This is a genomic window from Novosphingobium olei, assembly GCF_037076535.1.
GTDB classification, from domain to species: Bacteria; Pseudomonadota; Alphaproteobacteria; order Sphingomonadales; family Sphingomonadaceae; genus Novosphingobium; species Novosphingobium olei.
In genome coordinates this window covers 3,695,617-3,713,187 of the sequence record NZ_AP029021.1, presented here as the reverse complement: position 1 = coordinate 3,713,187, position 17,571 = coordinate 3,695,617, and the positions used below count along the sequence as shown (strand labels likewise).

Annotated in this window: 20 protein-coding genes; 17 read left to right on the top strand and 3 right to left on the bottom strand. The window is 67.1% G+C overall.

Annotated features, from left to right (window positions below; genetic code table 11):
* The first annotated feature begins 273 nt into the window (after positions 1-273).
* Genes AACH40_RS17605 through AACH40_RS17595 form a run of 3 tightly spaced genes read left to right on the top strand, consistent with a single transcriptional unit; the run spans position 274 to position 3,523 of the window.
* Positions 274-768, top strand: coding sequence for a DUF2141 domain-containing protein (locus tag AACH40_RS17605; protein WP_338643492.1), 495 nt, complete (start codon positions 274-276; stop codon positions 766-768).
* A 23-nt stretch (positions 769-791) separates the two neighbouring features.
* Complete coding sequence (locus tag AACH40_RS17600) at positions 792-1,742, top strand: 2-hydroxyacid dehydrogenase (protein ID WP_338643491.1); 951 nt, start codon at positions 792-794, stop codon at positions 1,740-1,742.
* A gap of 41 nt (positions 1,743-1,783) precedes the next feature.
* Positions 1,784-3,523 carry a chloride channel protein gene (locus AACH40_RS17595; RefSeq protein WP_338114900.1) on the top strand — a complete coding sequence of 580 codons (1,740 nt, stop codon included), beginning with the start codon at positions 1,784-1,786 and terminating at the stop codon, positions 3,521-3,523.
* Between the two features lie 4 nt (positions 3,524-3,527).
* On the opposite strand, the gene hemE is transcribed toward AACH40_RS17595, so the two are convergent.
* On the bottom strand, positions 3,528-4,556 hold the full coding sequence (gene hemE, locus AACH40_RS17590; RefSeq protein ID WP_169493904.1) for a uroporphyrinogen decarboxylase: 1,029 nt from the start codon (positions 4,554-4,556) through the stop codon (positions 3,528-3,530).
* A gap of 334 nt (positions 4,557-4,890) precedes the next feature.
* Here hemE and AACH40_RS17585 point away from each other — a divergent pair, with 334 nt between their 5' ends.
* The 10 genes from AACH40_RS17585 to AACH40_RS17540 all read left to right on the top strand — a co-directional run bounded on the left by AACH40_RS17585 (position 4,891) and on the right by AACH40_RS17540 (position 11,563).
* Positions 4,891-5,736, top strand: coding sequence for a pyruvate, phosphate dikinase/phosphoenolpyruvate synthase regulator (locus AACH40_RS17585; RefSeq protein ID WP_169493905.1), 846 nt, complete (start codon positions 4,891-4,893; stop codon positions 5,734-5,736).
* On the top strand, positions 5,733-6,320 hold the full coding sequence (locus AACH40_RS17580; RefSeq protein WP_338643490.1) for a nucleoside triphosphate pyrophosphatase: 588 nt from the start codon (positions 5,733-5,735) through the stop codon (positions 6,318-6,320). The genes AACH40_RS17585 and AACH40_RS17580 overlap by 4 nt, the downstream gene beginning before the upstream one ends.
* A complete protein-coding gene (locus AACH40_RS17575) occupies positions 6,317-7,198 on the top strand; it encodes a shikimate dehydrogenase (RefSeq protein WP_338643489.1) in 882 nt (293 codons plus the stop codon). The genes AACH40_RS17580 and AACH40_RS17575 overlap by 4 nt, the downstream gene beginning before the upstream one ends.
* Positions 7,195-7,806: a dephospho-CoA kinase gene (gene coaE, locus AACH40_RS17570; protein WP_338643488.1), complete on the top strand. Its 612-nt coding sequence runs from the start codon at positions 7,195-7,197 to the stop codon at positions 7,804-7,806. Before AACH40_RS17575 ends, coaE begins: the two co-directional genes overlap by 4 nt.
* 42 nt (positions 7,807-7,848) lie before the next feature.
* Entirely contained in the window at positions 7,849-8,550 is a 702-nt protein-coding gene (gene dnaQ, locus AACH40_RS17565) for a DNA polymerase III subunit epsilon (RefSeq protein ID WP_338643487.1), read from the top strand.
* Positions 8,551-8,588: 38 nt separating this feature from the next.
* On the top strand, positions 8,589-9,173 hold the full coding sequence (gene hpf / locus AACH40_RS17560) for a ribosome hibernation-promoting factor, HPF/YfiA family (RefSeq protein ID WP_169493909.1): 585 nt from the start codon (positions 8,589-8,591) through the stop codon (positions 9,171-9,173).
* A gap of 155 nt (positions 9,174-9,328) precedes the next feature.
* Positions 9,329-9,790, top strand: a complete 462-nt coding sequence (locus AACH40_RS17555; protein ID WP_169493910.1) for a PTS sugar transporter subunit IIA — start codon at positions 9,329-9,331, stop codon at positions 9,788-9,790.
* Positions 9,780-10,292 carry a PaaI family thioesterase gene (locus AACH40_RS17550; protein WP_338643486.1) on the top strand — a complete coding sequence of 171 codons (513 nt, stop codon included), beginning with the start codon at positions 9,780-9,782 and terminating at the stop codon, positions 10,290-10,292. Before AACH40_RS17555 ends, AACH40_RS17550 begins: the two co-directional genes overlap by 11 nt.
* A gap of 5 nt (positions 10,293-10,297) precedes the next feature.
* Complete coding sequence (locus AACH40_RS17545) at positions 10,298-10,633, top strand: DUF1491 family protein (RefSeq protein ID WP_169493912.1); 336 nt, start codon at positions 10,298-10,300, stop codon at positions 10,631-10,633.
* Positions 10,634-10,861: 228 nt separating this feature from the next.
* Positions 10,862-11,563 (top strand): cell wall hydrolase, encoded by a 702-nt coding sequence (locus tag AACH40_RS17540; RefSeq protein ID WP_338643484.1) that lies wholly within the window; start codon positions 10,862-10,864, stop codon positions 11,561-11,563.
* Positions 11,564-11,636: 73 nt separating this feature from the next.
* On the opposite strand, the gene AACH40_RS17535 is transcribed toward AACH40_RS17540, so the two are convergent.
* Both AACH40_RS17535 and AACH40_RS17530 read right to left on the bottom strand, forming a co-directional pair.
* Positions 11,637-12,122 (bottom strand): DUF1465 family protein, encoded by a 486-nt coding sequence (locus AACH40_RS17535; RefSeq protein WP_338643483.1) that lies wholly within the window; start codon positions 12,120-12,122, stop codon positions 11,637-11,639.
* A gap of 149 nt (positions 12,123-12,271) precedes the next feature.
* The gene (locus tag AACH40_RS17530; protein ID WP_169493915.1) at positions 12,272-12,469 is read right to left on the bottom strand and encodes a DUF465 domain-containing protein; all 198 of its coding nucleotides are present in this window, start codon (positions 12,467-12,469) and stop codon (positions 12,272-12,274) included.
* 247 nt (positions 12,470-12,716) lie between these two features.
* Here AACH40_RS17530 and AACH40_RS17525 point away from each other — a divergent pair, with 247 nt between their 5' ends.
* The 4 genes from AACH40_RS17525 to AACH40_RS17510 all read left to right on the top strand — a co-directional run bounded on the left by AACH40_RS17525 (position 12,717) and on the right by AACH40_RS17510 (position 17,565).
* The gene (locus tag AACH40_RS17525) at positions 12,717-12,875 is read left to right on the top strand and encodes a YdcH family protein (protein WP_169493916.1); all 159 of its coding nucleotides are present in this window, start codon (positions 12,717-12,719) and stop codon (positions 12,873-12,875) included.
* A gap of 169 nt (positions 12,876-13,044) precedes the next feature.
* Complete coding sequence (gene ptsP / locus AACH40_RS17520; protein WP_422394867.1) at positions 13,045-15,324, top strand: phosphoenolpyruvate--protein phosphotransferase; 2,280 nt, start codon at positions 13,045-13,047, stop codon at positions 15,322-15,324.
* A 146-nt stretch (positions 15,325-15,470) separates the two neighbouring features.
* Positions 15,471-16,466 (top strand): helix-turn-helix domain-containing protein, encoded by a 996-nt coding sequence (locus AACH40_RS17515; protein WP_338643481.1) that lies wholly within the window; start codon positions 15,471-15,473, stop codon positions 16,464-16,466.
* Between the two features lie 94 nt (positions 16,467-16,560).
* Positions 16,561-17,565 (top strand): tetratricopeptide repeat protein, encoded by a 1,005-nt coding sequence (locus tag AACH40_RS17510; RefSeq protein ID WP_338643480.1) that lies wholly within the window; start codon positions 16,561-16,563, stop codon positions 17,563-17,565.
* Positions 17,566-17,571: the final 6 nt, after the last annotated feature.

The following is a 17,571-nucleotide window of genomic DNA, read 5'->3' as shown; positions in this document are numbered from 1 at the left end:
GTTACCGGTGCACTCCCCGGGGGACAAGCGCGAATGCGATGGTTTTCCACACGGAGCGGCCGGTCCGCGCCGCGCCGGATCGCCGAAATCAGCCCCGCTGGCGGGATCTTCCGCGGCCGCGACAGGTTCAGCAGGGGTTCAACGGCCTTGCGCCAGGGAGACGGTCGGCATCGGAAACGTGTTTTTTCCTTGTCTGTCAGCAATTTCGGCTGTGACGTCATTACCGCAACGCACGGGTCGACAGAGATATTCCGGACTGCAATATTGATGGCCATGTCGAAGACCATTCGTGCCCTGACCGGGGGTCATTTCATCGGACTTGCCGCCGCCGCCTCCGCCCTGTGTGCCGCTGCGCCGGCGCAGGCTGCGCCCAATTGCGCCGGTCCCGCCAGCGATACCTGGATCAACATCACCGTCACCAACGTGCGCAACGGCAACGGGCTGATGGCGGTCACGCTCTATGCCGACGATTCCCGGCGCTTCCTGGTGAAGCACGGTTCGATGTACGTCGGGCGCGTGCCGGCGACGGCGCCGGAAACGCGGATGTGCCTGTTCGTGCCAAAGCCCGGCGTCTATGCGATCGCGGTCTATCATGACGAGGATTCCTCGCAGACGATCAACCGCAGCGGCATGCTCGGCATCCCGACCGAAGGCTTCGGCTTTTCCAATGATCCGCCGACCATCGCCAGCCTGCCCGCCTTCCGGTCGGTCCGCCTGCACATCGGCAAGACCAACCTGTCGACCCGGATCACGCTGAAGTATCCGTGATCGCGCCGGGAAAAGCGCCCGGCGTGGATCGTCCCGAAATCCTCCTGCCCGCCCCGGTGCTCGCCTCGGCGATGGAAGCGCTCGACCAGGCCTTCATCGTGCATCGCCTGTGGCAGGATCCGCCGGCCGAAGCGCTTGCCCGCGTGCGCGGCATGGCGGCCAGCACGCTGGCCGGACCGGTCGGCGCGGCGCTGTTCGACAGGCTGCCCGCGCTGGAAATCGTCGCCAACTTCGGCGTCGGCTATGACAACATCGACGTTGCCGCCGCCGCCGCGCGCGGCATCGTGGTGACCAACACCCCGGGCGTGCTGGACGAGGAAGTGGCGGACCTTGCGCTCGGCCTGCTCCTGTCCACGCTGCGCCGCCTGCCGCAGGCCGATGCCTTCGTTCGCGCCGGGCGCTGGCCGCAAGGGCCCTTCCCGCTTTCGCCATCGCTGCGCGGCCGCACCGTCGGCATTCTCGGCCTCGGCGCCATCGGCAAGGCAATCGCACGCCGGCTCGAAGGCTTTGCCGTTCCCATCGCCTATCACGGCCGCCACCGACAGGCTGACGTTCCCTATCCCTGGTATCCCACGCCCAAGGCGCTCGCCGAAGCCTGCGACGTGCTGATCGCGATCCTTCCCGGCGGGCCTGCCACCCGGCACATCGTCGATGCCGCCGTGCTCGAAGCGCTGGGGCCGCAGGGCGTGCTGATCAACGTGGCGCGCGGCAGCGTGGTCGATCAGCAAGCACTCGTCGCCGCCTTGCAGACGGGCACGATCCTCGCCGCCGGACTCGACGTGTTCGACAACGAACCCCACGTGCCCGACGCCTTGCGCGCGATGGATAACGTCGTGCTGCTGCCGCACCTCGGCTCGGCGTCCGAAGTGACGCGCCGGGCAATGGGCGCGCTGATGGTCGAAAACCTGCAAAGCTGGTTCGCCACGGGCCAGCCGGTCACCCCGGTCCCCGAAACGCCGCTGCGCGCGGGATAACCACATTCCAACCTGCGCAGCGCCGTTCTAGGACAGCAGACGTGTTGAAACGGCTCCCTGCCCTGCTGCGCTGGCTGCGCCGCCAGGTTCGCGCCAGCGAACTGCTGTTCCTGGCCCTTGCCATCGTCGTCGGGATGGTCGGGGGCCTTGCCACCGTGCTGATCGGCGCGACCGCGCGCCTGCTGCAGCACACCCTGTTCGCCCTGCCCCCCGAATTGCGGCTGAGCGGCGCCGAGCGGCTTTCGCTGCCCATCCTGTTCGCTCTTCCCGTCGGCGGCGCCGTCCTGGTCGCGTTCAACTGGGCGGTGCGCGCCCGCAAGCGTGCGCTGGTCGACGCGGTTGAGGCCAATGCGCTGCACGGCGGGCGCATGTCCGGTCCCGACAGCGCGGTCGTCGTCGGGCAGACGGTGATCTCGAACGGCTTTGGCGCTTCGGTCGGGCTTGAAGCGGCCTATGCGCAGTTCGGCGGATTGTTCGGATCGTGGGGCGCGCGGCTGCTCAACCTGCGGCGCGCCGATGCCCGCACGCTGGTCGGCGCGGGTGCAGGCAGCGCGATTGCCGCCGCGTTCGGCGCCCCGCTGGCCGGCGCCTTCTATGCCTTCGAGATCGTGATCGGCGCCTATACCCCCGCCGCCATCGCCCCGGTCGTCGCCGCCGCACTGGCCGGCGCGCAAGTGGCCCAGCGTCTTGGCGTGGTGCCCTATGTCGTCAGCGCGCAACCGGGGCCCGCGATCCACACCACCGGATACCTGGCCTACGGCACGCTCGGGGCGATCTGCGCCATGCTCGGCATCGTGCTGATGCGCAGCGTCGCACTGGTCGAAACCGCATCGCGCCGCTGGCTTGCGGGATCGGTGCGGCCGATCGTCGGGGGCGCGCTGATGATCCCGCTCGCGCTGTTCACCCCGCAAGTGCTTTCGGCCGGGCACAGCGCGCTGCACATCGACATGACCGAAGCGGTGCCGCTCGCGCTCATCGCGCTGATCCTGCTGGCCAAGAGCGCGGGCTCGATCGTCTCGCTGGGGTTCGGATTCCGCGGCGGCCTGTTCTTCGCCTCGCTGTTTCTGGGCACGCTGATCGGCCACATCTATGCGGGCTTGCTCGGTCTCGGCTTCGGCCATCCGGTGCTGAACATGGGCAACGCCTCGCTCGTCGGCATGGCGGCGATGGCCGTGGCGGTGGTCGGCGGACCGTTCACGATGACCATGCTGGTGCTCGAAGCCACGGGCAATTTCAGCCTCACCGGCGCGGTCCTTGCCGCCTCGCTGGTGTCATCGACGCTGGTGCGCGAACTGTTCGGCTATTCCTTCTCCACCTGGCGCCTGCACTTGCGCGGCGAAACGATCACCAGCGCGCGCGACGTTGGCTGGATGCGCACGCTGACCGCCGGGCGGATGATGCGCAAGGGCACCGCCACGATTGCCGGCGATGCCACCATTGCCGAACTGCGTCGCCGCTTCCCGCTGGGTTCGACCAGCCGCGTGGTGGTGCTCGATCCCGCCGGCCACTACGCCGGGATCGCAACGCTGGCGCTGGCTTTTGCCGAAGGAGCCGACGAAGCGGCAAGCGTTGCCACGATCTGCCGCGCCAGCGATGCCACGCTGTCCCCGGATCAAGACATCGCGCAGGTCCTCGCCCGCTTCGACGAGATCGGCAGCGACGAACTCGCGGTCATCGACGATGCCGGCGACGTGCTCGGACTGGTGACGGAAAGCTATGTCCGCCGGCGCTATGCCGAAGAGCTGGACAAGGCGCAGCGCGACCTGTTCGGGGAACGCTGAGCCTTCAGCCCCGCGACCAGCCGCGCACGATGGCGAGCAGCGCCTCGACATGTTCGATCGGGGTGTGCTGGCCGATGCCGTGGCCCAGGTTGAACACGTGCGGCCGGTCGGCGAAGGCTTCCAGTACGCGGATCGTCTGCTTCTCCAGCTCCGCCCCGCCCGCCAGCAGCAGCAGCGGATCGAGATTGCCCTGCACCGGCAGTCCTGCGGGAAGTTCGCGCGCGGCCCACAGCGGATCGATCGTTTCATCGACGCCCACCGCGTTGACTCCGGTTTCGCGGGCATAGGCGGCAAGCTTCTCGCCCGCGCCCTTGGGGAAGCCGATCACCGGCACGTGGGGATAGCGGCGCTGCATCTCGGCGGCGATCTTCGCGTTGGGGGCGATGACCCAGCGTTCGAATTCGGCAGGGGCCAGGCTGCCCGACCAGGAATCGAACAGCTGCAACCCTTCGGCGCCGGCTTCGACCTGCCCTGAAAGATATTCGATCGTGACATCGGTGATCGCATCGATGATTGCCTGGAACGCCGAGGAATCGCGATAGGCGAGCGCACGGGTATCGTGATGGTCGCGGCTGCCCTCGCCCGCCACCATGTAGGTCGCCACCGTCCACGGGCTACCGGCAAAGCCCAGCAGCGTCGTTTCAGGGCTGATCAGGGTCTTCACCCGGGCCACCGTCGCATAGATCGCGGACAGGCGCTCAGGGACGGCGACAAGGCTCTCCAGCCCCTTGTCGAGCAGGCGGGGCGACAAGTGCGGGCCTTCGCCGGCCAGGAACTGCAGGTCCTGCCCCATCGCGTAGGGCACGATCAGGATGTCGGAAAACAGGATCGCGCCGTCGAACTGGAATCGGCGCAGCGGCTGCACGGTGATCTCCGCCGCGGCTTCGGAATCATAGACGAGCGCCAGGAATCCGCCCTTTTCGGCCCGAAGCGCGCGGTATTCGGGAAGATAGCGTCCCGCTTGCCGCATCAGCCAGATCGGGCGCCGGGCAAGGTTTGCACCCTTCAGCGTTTCGAGCAGGGGACCGGGCATGCGTTCGTCCAATCTTCAAAAATAGATTCTTTTGAATCTGGTTGATGGAGTCTGTTGGGCTGTGGATAGCGGGGACGGCGCGGCTCTGCCCGATTTGTGCCGTGCTCTCCACAAAAACTTCGGGTGTGCGACTCTGCGCGGAATCAGGCGCAAGGAAAAGTTCTCAGGGATTCCCACAGGCTGTGGGTAACGCTTTCGACATGTCCACAACCGACCCGCAAAATGACTCGTGATGCGGGTGGAATCGGGCTCGCAACTTGTCCCCGCCGCAGTCCCGTGGTTTATCGGCGCTCTATCCACAGCCCTGTCCCGGGGCCGGTCCATCGGGGGACGCGTGAAGCGGCTGCACCTGCATCTTCTGTCGGATTCCACCGGCGAAACGCTCGAAATGATCGCCAAGGCGGCGCTCGCGCAGTTCGATGATGCCGATGTGGTGCGCCATTTCTGGCCGATGGTCCGCTCGATGCAGCATCTCGACCGGATTATGGGCGAAATCGCCAACAATCCGGGCCTCGTCCTCTATACACTGGTCAACACCGACACGCGCGACCGGCTGGAACAGCGCTGCGCCGCGCTCGGCCTGCCGAGCGTCGCCGCGCTCGATACCGTGACCGATGCGCTGGAACAGCAGCTGGGGCAGGAAGCCAAGGGCCGCCCCGGTCGCCAGCACATCATGGACGAGGCCTATTTCCGCCGGGTCGATGCCATCCAGTTCACCATCGCCCACGACGACGGCGTCGGCTGGGAAAACTGGGAGGAAGCCGACATCGTCCTCGCCGGGGTGTCGCGCAGTTCCAAGACGCCCACCTCGATCTACCTCGCCAATCGCGGGTACAAGGTGGCGAACATCCCGATCGTGGTGGAAAGCCCGCCCCCGGCGATGCTGTTCTCGCTGCGCCGGCCGCTGGTCGTCGGGCTTACCACCAGCCCGGAACGGCTGATCCAGGTCCGCCGCAACCGGCTGCTGTCCTTGAACCAGGCGCCGGAGACTGCCTATGTCGATACCGAGCACGTGACGCGCGAAGTGCAGTATGCCCGGCGCATGTTCGCCGACAACGGCTGGCCGGTGATCGACGTGTCGCGCCGTTCGATCGAGGAAACCGCCGCCGCCGTGATCAACCTCTACAACGAACGCCGCGCCGCGGGCGGCGACACCACGCCGGGAGCCAAGCCGATATGACCGTGATCCTCGCCAGCCAGAGCGCATCGCGCAAGGCGATGCTCGAAGCGGCCGGCGTTCCGTTCGAAGCGATCAGCGGCGATGTCGACGAAGCCGAGATCAAGCGCGAGCTGATCGGCGTGGGCGGGTGCGAGATCGCCGGAATCCTGGCCGAAGCCAAGGCGTTCAGCGTCTCGGTCGGCGCGCCGGGACGGCTGGTGCTGGGCGGGGATTCGCTGGTCGAATGCTGCGGCCGCCAGTTCGACAAGCCCAAGACCCGCGAACAGGCGGTCGAGCATCTCGAATTCTTTTCCGGCAAGGACATGCACCTGCATTCGGCCGCCGTGCTGATGCGCGACGGGGCCACCGTATGGAAAACCTGCGAGCTTGCAAAACTGCGGGTCCGCACGCTTTCTCCCCAATTTATCGACAGCTATCTCGACAGGGAGTGGCCCGCCGTTTCCGGCTGCGTCGGCGTGTTCCGGATGGAGGCGCTGGGGGTGCAGCTGTTCGAAAGCGTGGAAGGCAACCACTTCACCATTCTGGGCATGCCGCTGCTCGCCGTGCTGGGCGCGCTGCGCACACAGGGTGAGCTGGCCGCGTGACGAAGCCCCTTCGACAGAGCTCAGGGCAGGCCTATGCCGAAGTGATCGGCGATCCGATCGCGCAATCGAAGTCGCCCGCGATCCACGGTTTCTGGCTCGAACGGCTGGGGATCGATGCCGACTACCGCGCCACCCACGTGACCGGGGATGGCCTCGCTGATTTCATCGCAAGCCGCCGCAACGATCCAGACTGGCGCGGGTGCAACGTGACCATGCCGCACAAGCAGGCGGTGATTGCGCTGCTCGACCGGCTCGATCCGCTGGCGGCCAAGGTCGGCGCGGTGAACACCATCGTGCCCGAACACGGCCAGCTCGTCGGCTACAACACCGATGTTCCGGGCTTCCTCGAACCCTTGCAGCCGCTGCTCGCGGAAACGCACTATTTCCGCATGGCGCGCGTGCTCGGCACGGGCGGCGCGGCGCGGGCGATCGTGGTTGGCCTTGCCGCCGAAAAGCTGGTGCTGGTGCTGGCGGGGCGCAACACGGACAAGGCGCGCGCCCTGCTCGACGAGCTCGACCCTACGGGCGAACATCATGTCGCCCCGCTCGATCATTTCGCCGATGCGACCGACTTCGCCTTCGACGATCGCGAGGGGTGCCTAGACCTGGTGGTCAATGCCTCGGCGCTGGGCATGACCGGGCAGCCGCCCTTGAAGTTCGACATCAGCCATGCGCCGCCAGGCTCAATATTTTACGACATCGTCACCAGCCCGCTCGACACCGATTTCCTGAAAGCCGCGCGCGCAGGCGGATTCCGCACCGTCGATGGCCTGTCGATGCTGATCGGGCAGGCGGACCACGCCTTCCGCCGCTTCTTCGGTGCGCAGCCGCCGCGCGGTGAGGCGGATATCGAACTGCGGGAGAGACTGACCAAATGAGCCGCCCTTTCATTCTGGGTCTGACCGGCTCGATCGGCATGGGCAAGTCGGCGGTCGCGCTGATGCTGCGCGAACTGGGCGTGCCGGTGTTCGATGCCGATGCCGCCGTGCACCAGTTGCAAGGCCCGAACGGCCCGCTCTTGCCGGCGATCGAGGCCGCCTTTCCCGGCACCACCGGGCCGGAAGGGGTCAAGCGGGCCGAGCTTGGCGCGCAAGTCTTCGGCAACCCGGAAGCACTCAAGACGCTGGAGGGCATCGTCCATCCGGCGGTGGCGCGCCTGCGCGAGGCGTTCATGCTGGAACATGCGGGCGAACCGCTGGTCGTGTTCGACATCCCGCTGCTTTATGAAAAGGGCCATGGGGAGGGGCTGGACGCGGTCGCGGTGGTTTCCGCGCCTGCCGAGATGCAGCGCCAGCGCGTGCTGGCAAGGCCGGGCATGACGCCCGAAAAGTTCGCCCAGATCCTGAACCTGCAAGTGCCCGATGCCGACAAGCGGGCGCGCGCCGACCATGTCATCGACACCGGCGTCACGCTCGCCGAGACCGAGGCCGAGGTTAAGAAACTCGTCGCGACCATACGGCAAAAAAACCGGGACGGGCGGCGCTGACTCCCCTTGCCAGCCCTTGGGCGCGGGTCCAGATTGCTTCCAATGCGTGAGATCGTTTTCGATACAGAGACGACCGGGCTCGACCCTCAGGGCGGCGACCGGCTGGTTGAAATTGGCTGTGTCGAGATGGTCAACCGGGTGCCGACGGGCGCGGTCTATCACTGCTATTTCAACCCCGAACGCGACATGCCGGCCGAAGCCGAAGCGGTGCACGGACTGTCGGCGGCGTTTCTGGCGGACAAGCCGCTGTTCGGCGAAAAGGCGGGCGAACTGATCGCCTTCCTCGGCGATGCGCCGCTGGTGGCGCACAACGCCGGGTTCGATTTCGGCTTCCTCAATGCAGAGCTGGCCAAGCTGGGGATGGACCCGGTCGATCGCGCGCGGATGGTCGATACCGTGGCGATCGCGCGGCGCAAGCATCCCGGCGCCAAGCTCAGCCTCGATGCGCTGTGCACGCGCTATGGCATCGATCGCAGCCACCGCACCAAGCACGGCGCGCTGCTCGATGCCGAACTTCTCGCGCAACTCTACGTCGAACTCATGGGGGGACGGCAGATCGGCCTCGAACTCGCGGCCGAAGCGCTGGTGGTCGAACGCGACGGACAGACCGTCGCGGTGGCGGCCAGCCTGTCCGTTTCCACCAAGCCATTCCGTTCGCCCCGGCCGCACGCGGCCAGCGCAGCGGAACTGGCCCGTCATGCCGAATTCATGGCGGGCTTCAGCGAGGCGATCTGGTCGCGCTGAGCGCGGCCGGTTCTCGCCCAGTCGAAGGAGAAGACAAGATGGACATTCGCGTTTCGGGTCACCAGGTCGATACCGGCGCCGCGTTCGAGGCCCATGCCACCGACCGCCTTTCGGGAATCGTCGACAAGTATTTCTCCCGGGCCCTGTCCAGCCAGGTCACTCTCGGCAAGGCGCCGCACGGCGGTTTCCGGTGCGATATCGTCACCCACGTCACCCACGGCCTGATCCTGAAAGGCAGCGCCGTGGCGCAGGAAGCGCACATCGCGCTCGACCAGTCGGCCGAAAAGATCGACAAGCAGCTGCGCCGCTACAAGCGCCGGATCAAGGCGCGCGCCGATGGTGCCGATCACGCCCGCAAGGCCGAGGACGCGGCGTTCTCGCAGGATGCCGCGTACACCGTGTTCCAGGTTGACGAGCACGAGGACGAACCCGCCGATGCGCCGCTGGTGATCGCCGAAACCCGCGTCGACGTGCCCGAAGCGACCGTGTCCGACGCGGTGATGATGCTCGACCTGCGCAATACCAACGCGCTGCTGTTCAAGAACGCCGGCACCGGCGTGCACAACATGGTCTATCGCCGTGGCGACGGATCGATCGGCTGGGTCGAACCTGCCCGCAGCTGATCCGCGGATTCGCTGAACCGACCGCCTCCCGGCCTGTCCCCATGCAGACCGGGAGGCGATTAGGTCCTTGCGCCGCCGGGGAATCGAGAGCATGGCGCGCGCAACCTGGGCGGCAGCGGACCTGCGCATGCGCCCCATTCGGCATTTCGTTCTCCATGACGGCACTTTTCTCGATCGACCCCCTCGCAGTGCGCATCATCCGCGCCGAGTCCAAGCCCCAGATCCTGGGGGCGCTCGCCGAGTGTTTCGGCGGGGTCTATGCGCTCGATTCCGATCATGTGCTCGAACGGATCGAGGAGCGCGAGAAGCTGGGCAGCACCGGCTTCGGTCGCGGGGTCGCCATTCCCCATGCCCGCATCGAAGGGCTGGTTCGCCCGGTCGCGGCGTTCTTCCGTCTGGAAGAGCCGGTGGCGTTCGAGGCGGCCGACGGCATGCCGGTCGACATCGTGTTCGGCCTGCTTTCGCCCGAACAGGCCGGCGCCACGCATCTCCAGGCGCTCGCGGCGATTTCGCGGCTGATGCGCGATGAACGGATGCACGAACGGCTGAGCGCGGCCCCCGATGCCGATGCGCTCTATGCGCTGCTCGTCAACGTCATCGATCGCGATGCAGCCTGATTCCACGGTGACGGGGCCGGTGGCGGGAACGACGCCGGCAAGCGCCGATGGTGCCAGCTTCCACTGGCGCGCGCTCGAAGGACTCTATGCCTCGGCGCCGGTCAACCAGCTGTTCGAAAGCAGGCTCGAAGTGCTGGCGGAAGGCCACGCGCGCATCATTTTCGACGTAACCCCGCAAGTGTTCCACGCCGCCGGGGCCGCGCACGGCACGATCTATTTCAAGATGCTCGACGATGCGGCGTTCTATGCCGCGAACACACTGGTGACCGACCGCTTCCTGCTGACCACTTCGTTCAACCTGCACTTCACCCGCCCGATCCACGGCGGCAAGGTGATCGCGGAAGGGCGCTGGCTTTCGGGCCGCCGCCGCGTGCTGGTCGCCGAAGCGCGGCTGCTCGACGAAGAGGGCGAGGAAGTGGGCCGGGGCACAGGCACGTTCCAGCGGTCGCGAATCCCGCTCTCCTCGCTTCCCGGCTACGCCGCCGGCGCGCCCCGGCCATAGCCGGCATGGACGAAACCCGCCTTCCGGCGCGCCTGGAAGTCAGCGGCATGATTCGCGCAACCGAATCCCACGGCGGCTTCGGCACGGTGCTGCACAAGGGCGAGCCAGACGCGGGAACCATCCTTGTAGTTATCGAGGACAAACAAGGACTTGGCGTTCTTTATGAACGCATGCCGCAACTGGACGGGCGGCGCAAATGGACCCAAATAAAGGTCCAAGATCCTGATAATAAAGGCGAATTTCAGGACTATCTGGACCGTCGCAAGCGGCAGGACAGCGATGTGTGGATAGTCGAACTGATCGTCGCTGAAGGCGAACGACTCATCCTGAACGGTGGATGAGCCTGCCCCGCGCAGGTTGACTCTGCCGCATTGCAAAATAAAGGCAGCTCACCGCAGTCGCGCAGGCGGCAAGGTTCGGACGGGATCGTTAACCTTGCTAGCACGCAGACGGGGGGCGGAAGACATGGCCTTCTGGTATGCCGGGTCCGTGGGAAAGCATCGCTTTTTCACGACAGCCGGGTTTTGCCGCGCCGTGTTCCGACGTCCACCGCCCAGTTTTGACGTTGGATGAGTAAGCAACTTCGTATCGCCAGTGCCATCAGCATTGCCGCGACTTTCATAACTACCCTGTTCAGCGCCGCAGGTTCCGGCGCGGCCGCGCAAAGCCCGGTGCCCGCCCAGATCGGCGCAGCCCTGGTTCCGGCCAGCGAAGCCCCCGGGGCTTCCGCGATCACCAGGAATTCGGCCGACGCCATCGTTCCCGCCGTGGAACGCGTCCTGCCCCAGCCTGAAGTGACCGAACCCGCTTCTTCCGGCCCCAATTCCGCTGGCGATGAAAGCGCCACTCCCCTCCCGGCAGATTCGCTTGCGACGCTGGTCGAGGAAACCGCGGTTCCGGCCCAGCTCACCGACGAGCTCAAGTGCCTTGCCGGCGCGATCTACTTCGAAGCGAAGAGCGAAACCATGGCCGGCCAGCTGGCCGTCGGGCGCGTCATCGTCGCCCGGTCGCATTCGGGCCGCTTCCCGGCGTCCTACTGCGGCGTGGTGTACCAGCCTTCGCAGTTCTCGTTCATTCGCGGCCACGCGATGCCCAACATCAACACCGCCAGCCGCGACTGGATCGAAGCGGTCAAGATGGCGGTGATCGCCCACACTGGCGCCTGGAAAAGCCCGGTCGAGGGCGCGATGTTCTTCCACGCCGCGCGCGTTTCGCCCAGCTGGGGCAAGACCCGCATGGCGCGCATCGACAACCACATCTTCTACCGCTGAAAAGCCTTTGCGAAGCGGGCGTTGCAAGCCGGCATGACCTGCCCGGCCTGCAACGCCCGCTTCGTCGATTCCGTCAGGCGGCGCCCAGCCGCTGGCGCAGGCGCTCGATCGCGCTGATCTCGCCCGCTTCGTTGGCGCCGGCCGGCCGGCGCCACGATCGTTCGATCCGCGTCACGCGGTCGTAGAGCCGCTCGCTTTCCCGCACCAGCACCTGCACGTCGCGCGGCAGCAGCGCCAGCGCAGCCGCATCGGTCGCCGGGAAATGCGCGGCCAGCACGCCGTGGCGGCGCAGCTGCGCTTCGGAAATCTCGCCCGCGAAATAGGCACGGTGGTTGAGCAGCCAGGCCAGGCAATGCATCACCCGCGTGGTGGTGCGCAGCGCCTCGCAATTGCAGAGCACCCGCGCGCAATCATCCTCGTCCGCGTGGCCGCCAGCGCGGGCACCGGCCGAATCGCTGCGCAGGCGTTCGAAGCGCGAACGCACCGCATCGGCCAGCACGAGCGCATCGGCATAGAGAGCCTCGACAATGCGGGGGCTGATGCTGTGCGTCTGCGCCATCCCGTCTCGATAGGGGCGTTTTCGCCTCCTGCTCAAGGCGAGATGAGGCGAAGCTGGAGATATCCACGGCTGTGTATCGTTACGATACGCAAGCGCGGCAGCGGCAGGATCGGCACCGCGAGGCCCGTGTCAGCCCCAAGCCTTTCGCATCAGGCGATAATATCGGGGATGAGGTAATCCTCGAGCATGGCGATCTGGTCCTTGAGACGCAGCTTGCGCTTCTTCAATCGCGCGATCTGCAACTGGTCCACGGTGCCCGCACCGCTCAGCGCGTCGATCGCGGCGTCGAGATCGCGGTGCTCGAGCCGCAGCGCTTCGAGCCGCTTGCGCATTTCGTCTTCGGTCACACAATCACTCCAGGTGGCACTCCAGGTGGCACCCCAGGCGGGGCAACCGATTCCTGCACCACCTACGGTACATCCCTCAGCCGCCGCGTTCCGACGCGGTGCGGCTTGCAAGATACGGCGAATGTGGGAGCATGACAACGCGCCCGCACCGGACCGGTTCGAGTCGGGACGGACGCGAAGGAACCCTGCGCAAGGACTTCGCATCTTGCGCAGGATGGACGGGAACACCCCAGCAGGAGGTATCCGTATGGACACATCGCATGTCACTGCCTTGCAGACCAAGCACGCCGGCCTTGAACGTAAGATCGCCGAAGAAATGGCGCGGCCGTTCCCCAACGGCGGGCTCGTGATGGAACTGAAGAAGCGGAAGTTGCGGATCAAGGAAGAACTCTCGCTGCGACATTGATGCGCCTGCGGAGCGACCGGCCCCTGATCGGGCCGGTCCACCGGGTGCCTGGTCCCACCGAACCGGACCATCATCCACATACGAATTTCCTTTACGGTACGGCCAGCACAGGATTGCCGCATATTCGGCGACGCTTGCCGTTTGCATGGGATGCTCGCTAGGCTAGGCCATGGCCATGCTCTCTGCCGTTGCATCCGCCCGCGCGATCCTGACCTCGTTGCACGAGGTGATGGCTTCACGCGCCGGCGCCCAGGCCAAGCTCAACCTGATCGTCGAGGTCATCGGCGAAAAGCTCGATAGCGAGGTCTGCTCGATCTACCTGCTGCGCGAGGGCATGCTCGAGCTGTTCGCCACGCGCGGGCTCAACCAGGCCGCCGTCCACGTGACGCGCATGGCCGTGGGCGAGGGTCTGGTCGGCACGATCGCCGCCAATATCGAGACGCTGAACCTGGCCGAGGCGGCGGCCCACCCCGACTTCGCCTTCCGCCCCGAAACCGGTGAAGAGCGCTTCCATTCGTTCGCCGGCGTACCGATCGTGCGGCGCGAACGCGCCGTGGGCGTCGTCGCGGTCCAGCATGTCGAGCCGCGCCGCTACGAGGAAGTCGAGATCGAGGCGCTGCAGACGGTGGCGATGGTGCTGTCCGAACTGATCGCCAATGCCGAACTGATCGACGACGAGGACGTGCTGGGAGTGCCCGCGCACCTGACCGGGCACGAACGGCTGAAAGGGCTGACGCTGGTCAAGGGGCTGGCGAGCGGCGTTGCCGTGTTCCACCAGCCGCGCGTGACCATCGAGCACATCGTTGCCGAAGATACCGAGGCCGAGCGCCAGCGGGTGATCCACGCCTTCGACAAGATGCGCGAACAGATCGACCGCATGGCGAGCCAGGCCGAATTCGGCGTGGGGGGCGAGCACGAGGAGGTGCTCGAGACCTACCGCATGTTCGCCTATGACGAAGGCTGGACGCGGCGGATCAACGACGCGATCGATTCCGGCCTGACCGCCGAAGCCGCGATCGAACGCGTGCAGCAGCGCACGCGCATGCGGATGCGCCAGATCGACGATCCGCTGCTGGCCGATCGCATGCACGATCTGGAAGACCTGTCCAACCGGTTGCTGCGCATCGTTTCGGGCCAGCTCGGCACGGCGGCGAGCATGGGGCTGAAAGGCGATGCGATCCTGATCGCGCGCAACCTGGGGCCGGCCGAACTGCTCGAATACGACCGGCGCCGGCTGAAGGGCGTGATCCTGGAAGAAGGATCGCTGACCGCGCACGTGGTGATCGTGGCGCGGGCGATGGGCATTCCGGTGGTCGGGCGGGTGAAGAGCCTGCGCGGCAAGGTGCGCGACGGCGATATCCTGCTGCTCGATGGCGATCAGGGCGTGATCGACGTGCGGCCCGCGCCGGCGCTGGTCGAAGCGTTCGAGACGCGCTTTGCCAAGAACCGCGAACGCCAGGCGCACTATGCCACGCTGCGCGATGTCGAGCCGGTGACGCGCGACGGGACGCGGATCGCGGTGCTGATGAACGCGGGGCTTCGCGACGACATGCCCGCGCTCGCCATGACCGGCGCCGACGGGATCGGCCTGTTCCGTACAGAATTCCAGTTCCTGGTTTCGGCAACGCTGCCCGCGCGCGAGCGCCAGACCCGGCTCTATCGCGACGTGCTGGAGGCCGCGGGCGACAAGCCGGTGGTGTTCCGCACCGTGGACATCGGCGGCGACAAGGTGCTGCCCTACCTGCGGCACAACGATGGCGAGACCGAGGAAAACCCGGCGATGGGCTGGCGCGCGCTGCGCGTTGCGCTGGAACGCGACGGATTGCTCAAGGTCCAGGCTCGCGCGCTGCTGGAAGCCGCCGGGGGGCGCACGCTCAACGTGATGTTCCCGATGGTGACCGAACCGTGGGAATTCGATGCCGCCAAGGCGGTGTTCGACAGCCAGCTCGCGTTCCTGAAGCAGCAGAAGAAGCTGCTGCCCGAAGCGATCCGCTATGGCGCGATGCTGGAAGTGCCGGCGCTGGCCGAATGCCTCGACGTGCTGGCGCCGCGGCTGTCGTTCCTTTCGGTCGGCACCAACGACCTGACCCAGTTCCTGTTCGCGGCCGATCGTGCGAACCCCAAGCTTGCCGAACGCTATGACTGGTTGAGCCCGGCGATCCTGCGCTTCCTGCGCCGGGTGGTGCAGACCGTGGCCCCGCACGGCACCGACGTGACCGTGTGCGGAGAGATGGGCGGACGGCGGCTGGAAGCTCTGGCGCTGCTGGGGCTTGGCATCACGCGGCTTTCGATCACCCCGGCCGCGGTCGGCCCGGTCAAGGAACTGGTCCGCAAGATCGACCTTCGCGAGATTCGCGAGGCGATGGACAAATGGCTTGCCGAACCTCCGCGCGATCTGCGCTCGGCGATCGCGGAGTGGGCGTTCTATCGCGGAATCGAGTGCGACTGAGGGCCTTCGTGCCGCCCGCCACCTGCTTCCTTGCCCGCTTCGTCGTCCTTGCCCCGAATATGACGCCATAATTCGTTGACAACCGCTCCATTCGTGGGATCGTTTGCGGCGGGGGCGTTATCTTCGGGGTTGCCAAGAAGAACAGCATGACAAACGGGAGTCGCGCCGTGGCAGAAGGCGGCGGAAACGAAAGCCTTTCGGAAGGCGGCGAACTGGTCGCAGGGCCGTTCGCCTCAGCCGGAAGCCGCTTGCGCGCCGCGCGCGAGGCACAGGGCCTGTCGATCGCGGACATCGCCGGTCGCACGCGCATCACCGCGCGCCATATCGCCGCGATCGAATCGAGCGATTTCGCCACGCTGCCGGGCCGACCCTATGTGCTGGGCTTTGCCCGCAGCTACGCGCGCGAGGTGGGGCTGCAGGAGCGCGACATTGCCGACGCCATCCGGCGCGAGCTGGACGCCGCCACGCCCGAACCCGAACCGCGCAAGATCAACCAGTTCGAAGTGGGCGATCCGGCCAAGACGCCATCGCGCCTGCTCACCTGGCTTGCGGTGCTGCTCGGCCTTGGCGTCGTGGTGCTGGGCTTCGGGCTGTGGCGCAGCTATTACTGGCCGGCGGCCGAGCTGCCGCCGCTGGTCGGGCCTTCCTCGTCTGCTCCGGCATCCCCGGCGGCAAAGCCTGCTGCTCCCGCCGCCGCGCCCGCGCCCGCCACCGGCCCGGTGGTGTTCACCGCGCTGGAAGACCGGATCTGGGTGAAGTTCAGCGATGCCAGCGGCCAGCAGCTGATGCAGAAGCAGATGGCCAAGGGCGAAAGCTATACCGTGCCCGCCGAAGCGAAGGGACCGGTGCTGTGGACCGGACGGCCCGACGCGCTGGCCATCACCGTGGGCGGAAAGGCGGTTGCCCGGCTGGCCGAGAAGGAAGGCATCGTGAAGAACGTCGCGGTCGACGGCGCGGCGCTGCTGGCGCGGCCGGCCGTACCGGCGCCTGCCATGGCTCCAGCGGCGGCCACTGCGCCGGCGTCGTCCCCTGCCCCGGCTGCGAGGCGCGCGCGCACGCCTGTCCGCGCCCCGGCGCCGGAGGCCGCGGTGCCTGCGCCTGCGCCTGCGCCTTCGTTGACGTCATCCACGACGGCAAACTAGTCGCAATCTCGACAAGAAGCGCGCCCTGCGGCAAGCAGGGCAAGCGGTGCCGCGCGCGCCGGATCTCGCGCGCTGCGCCCTGATGGGAGTTATCATGAAGACCACGTTCCCCGGTCCGTTCGCCCGCGCGACGCTGGCCCTTGTCCTTGCCGCGACGGCAGCGCCGCTGGCGATGCCTTCGCCGGCGCTGGCCCAGTCGCAAGTGCCCGAAACGACCGAGGCCCGGCTGCGCCGGCTGGAAAGCGAACTGCGCGCGGTGCAGCGCAAGGTCTTCCCCGATGGCGCGGGCAAGACTTTCGCGCCCGAAATCACCGCCCCGCAATCGACCGCCAAGCCGGTGGGCACCCCGGCTAGCACCCCGGTGGCCGATCTGCTGGCGCGGATGGACGCGGTCGAGGCGCAGTTGCAGCGGCTGACGGCGGCGAGCGAGGAAAGCCAGGATCGCATCGGCAAGCTGGAAGCGCGCCTGACCGCACTAGAGCCCGCACCTGCGCCCGCGCCCGCTGCGGCATCTTCCCCGGCACCGGCCACGGCCGCCCCGGCGACGTCGGCAGCGACATCGACGAGCACCGATGCCGTGGCGCCGGTCAAGGTCCCTGCCCCGGCGCCTGCGACGGCGGCGCCCAAGCCTGCCCCCGCGCCCAAGCCGGCCGCGCCCTCGGCCGATCGCGTGGCCGCGGTGGAAGCGATCGAGAAGCCCGCGACCGGCGATGCCGCCGAGGACGAATACGCCTATGGCTACCGGCTGTGGGAGGCGAAGTTCTTCCCCGAAGCGCAGCAGCAGCTGGGCAAGTTCGTCAAGGCCTATCCCAAGAGCAAGCGCATCAGCTTCGCCCGCAACCTGCTGGGCCGCGCCTATCTCGACGATGACAAGCCGGGCACCGCGGCGCAGTGGTTCCTGCAGAACTACCAGGCCGACAAGCAGGGCGAACGCGCTGCCGACAGCCTGCTCTACCTGGGCGTCGCCATGGCGAAGCTGAAGGAAACGAAGCGCGCCTGCGTCGCCTATGCCGAATTCAAGAACGTCTATCCGACCGAGGCCGCCGGGCGGCTGAAGGCGCAGTACGAAGCCGCCAACAAGGCGGTGACCTGCAATTGAGGCGCT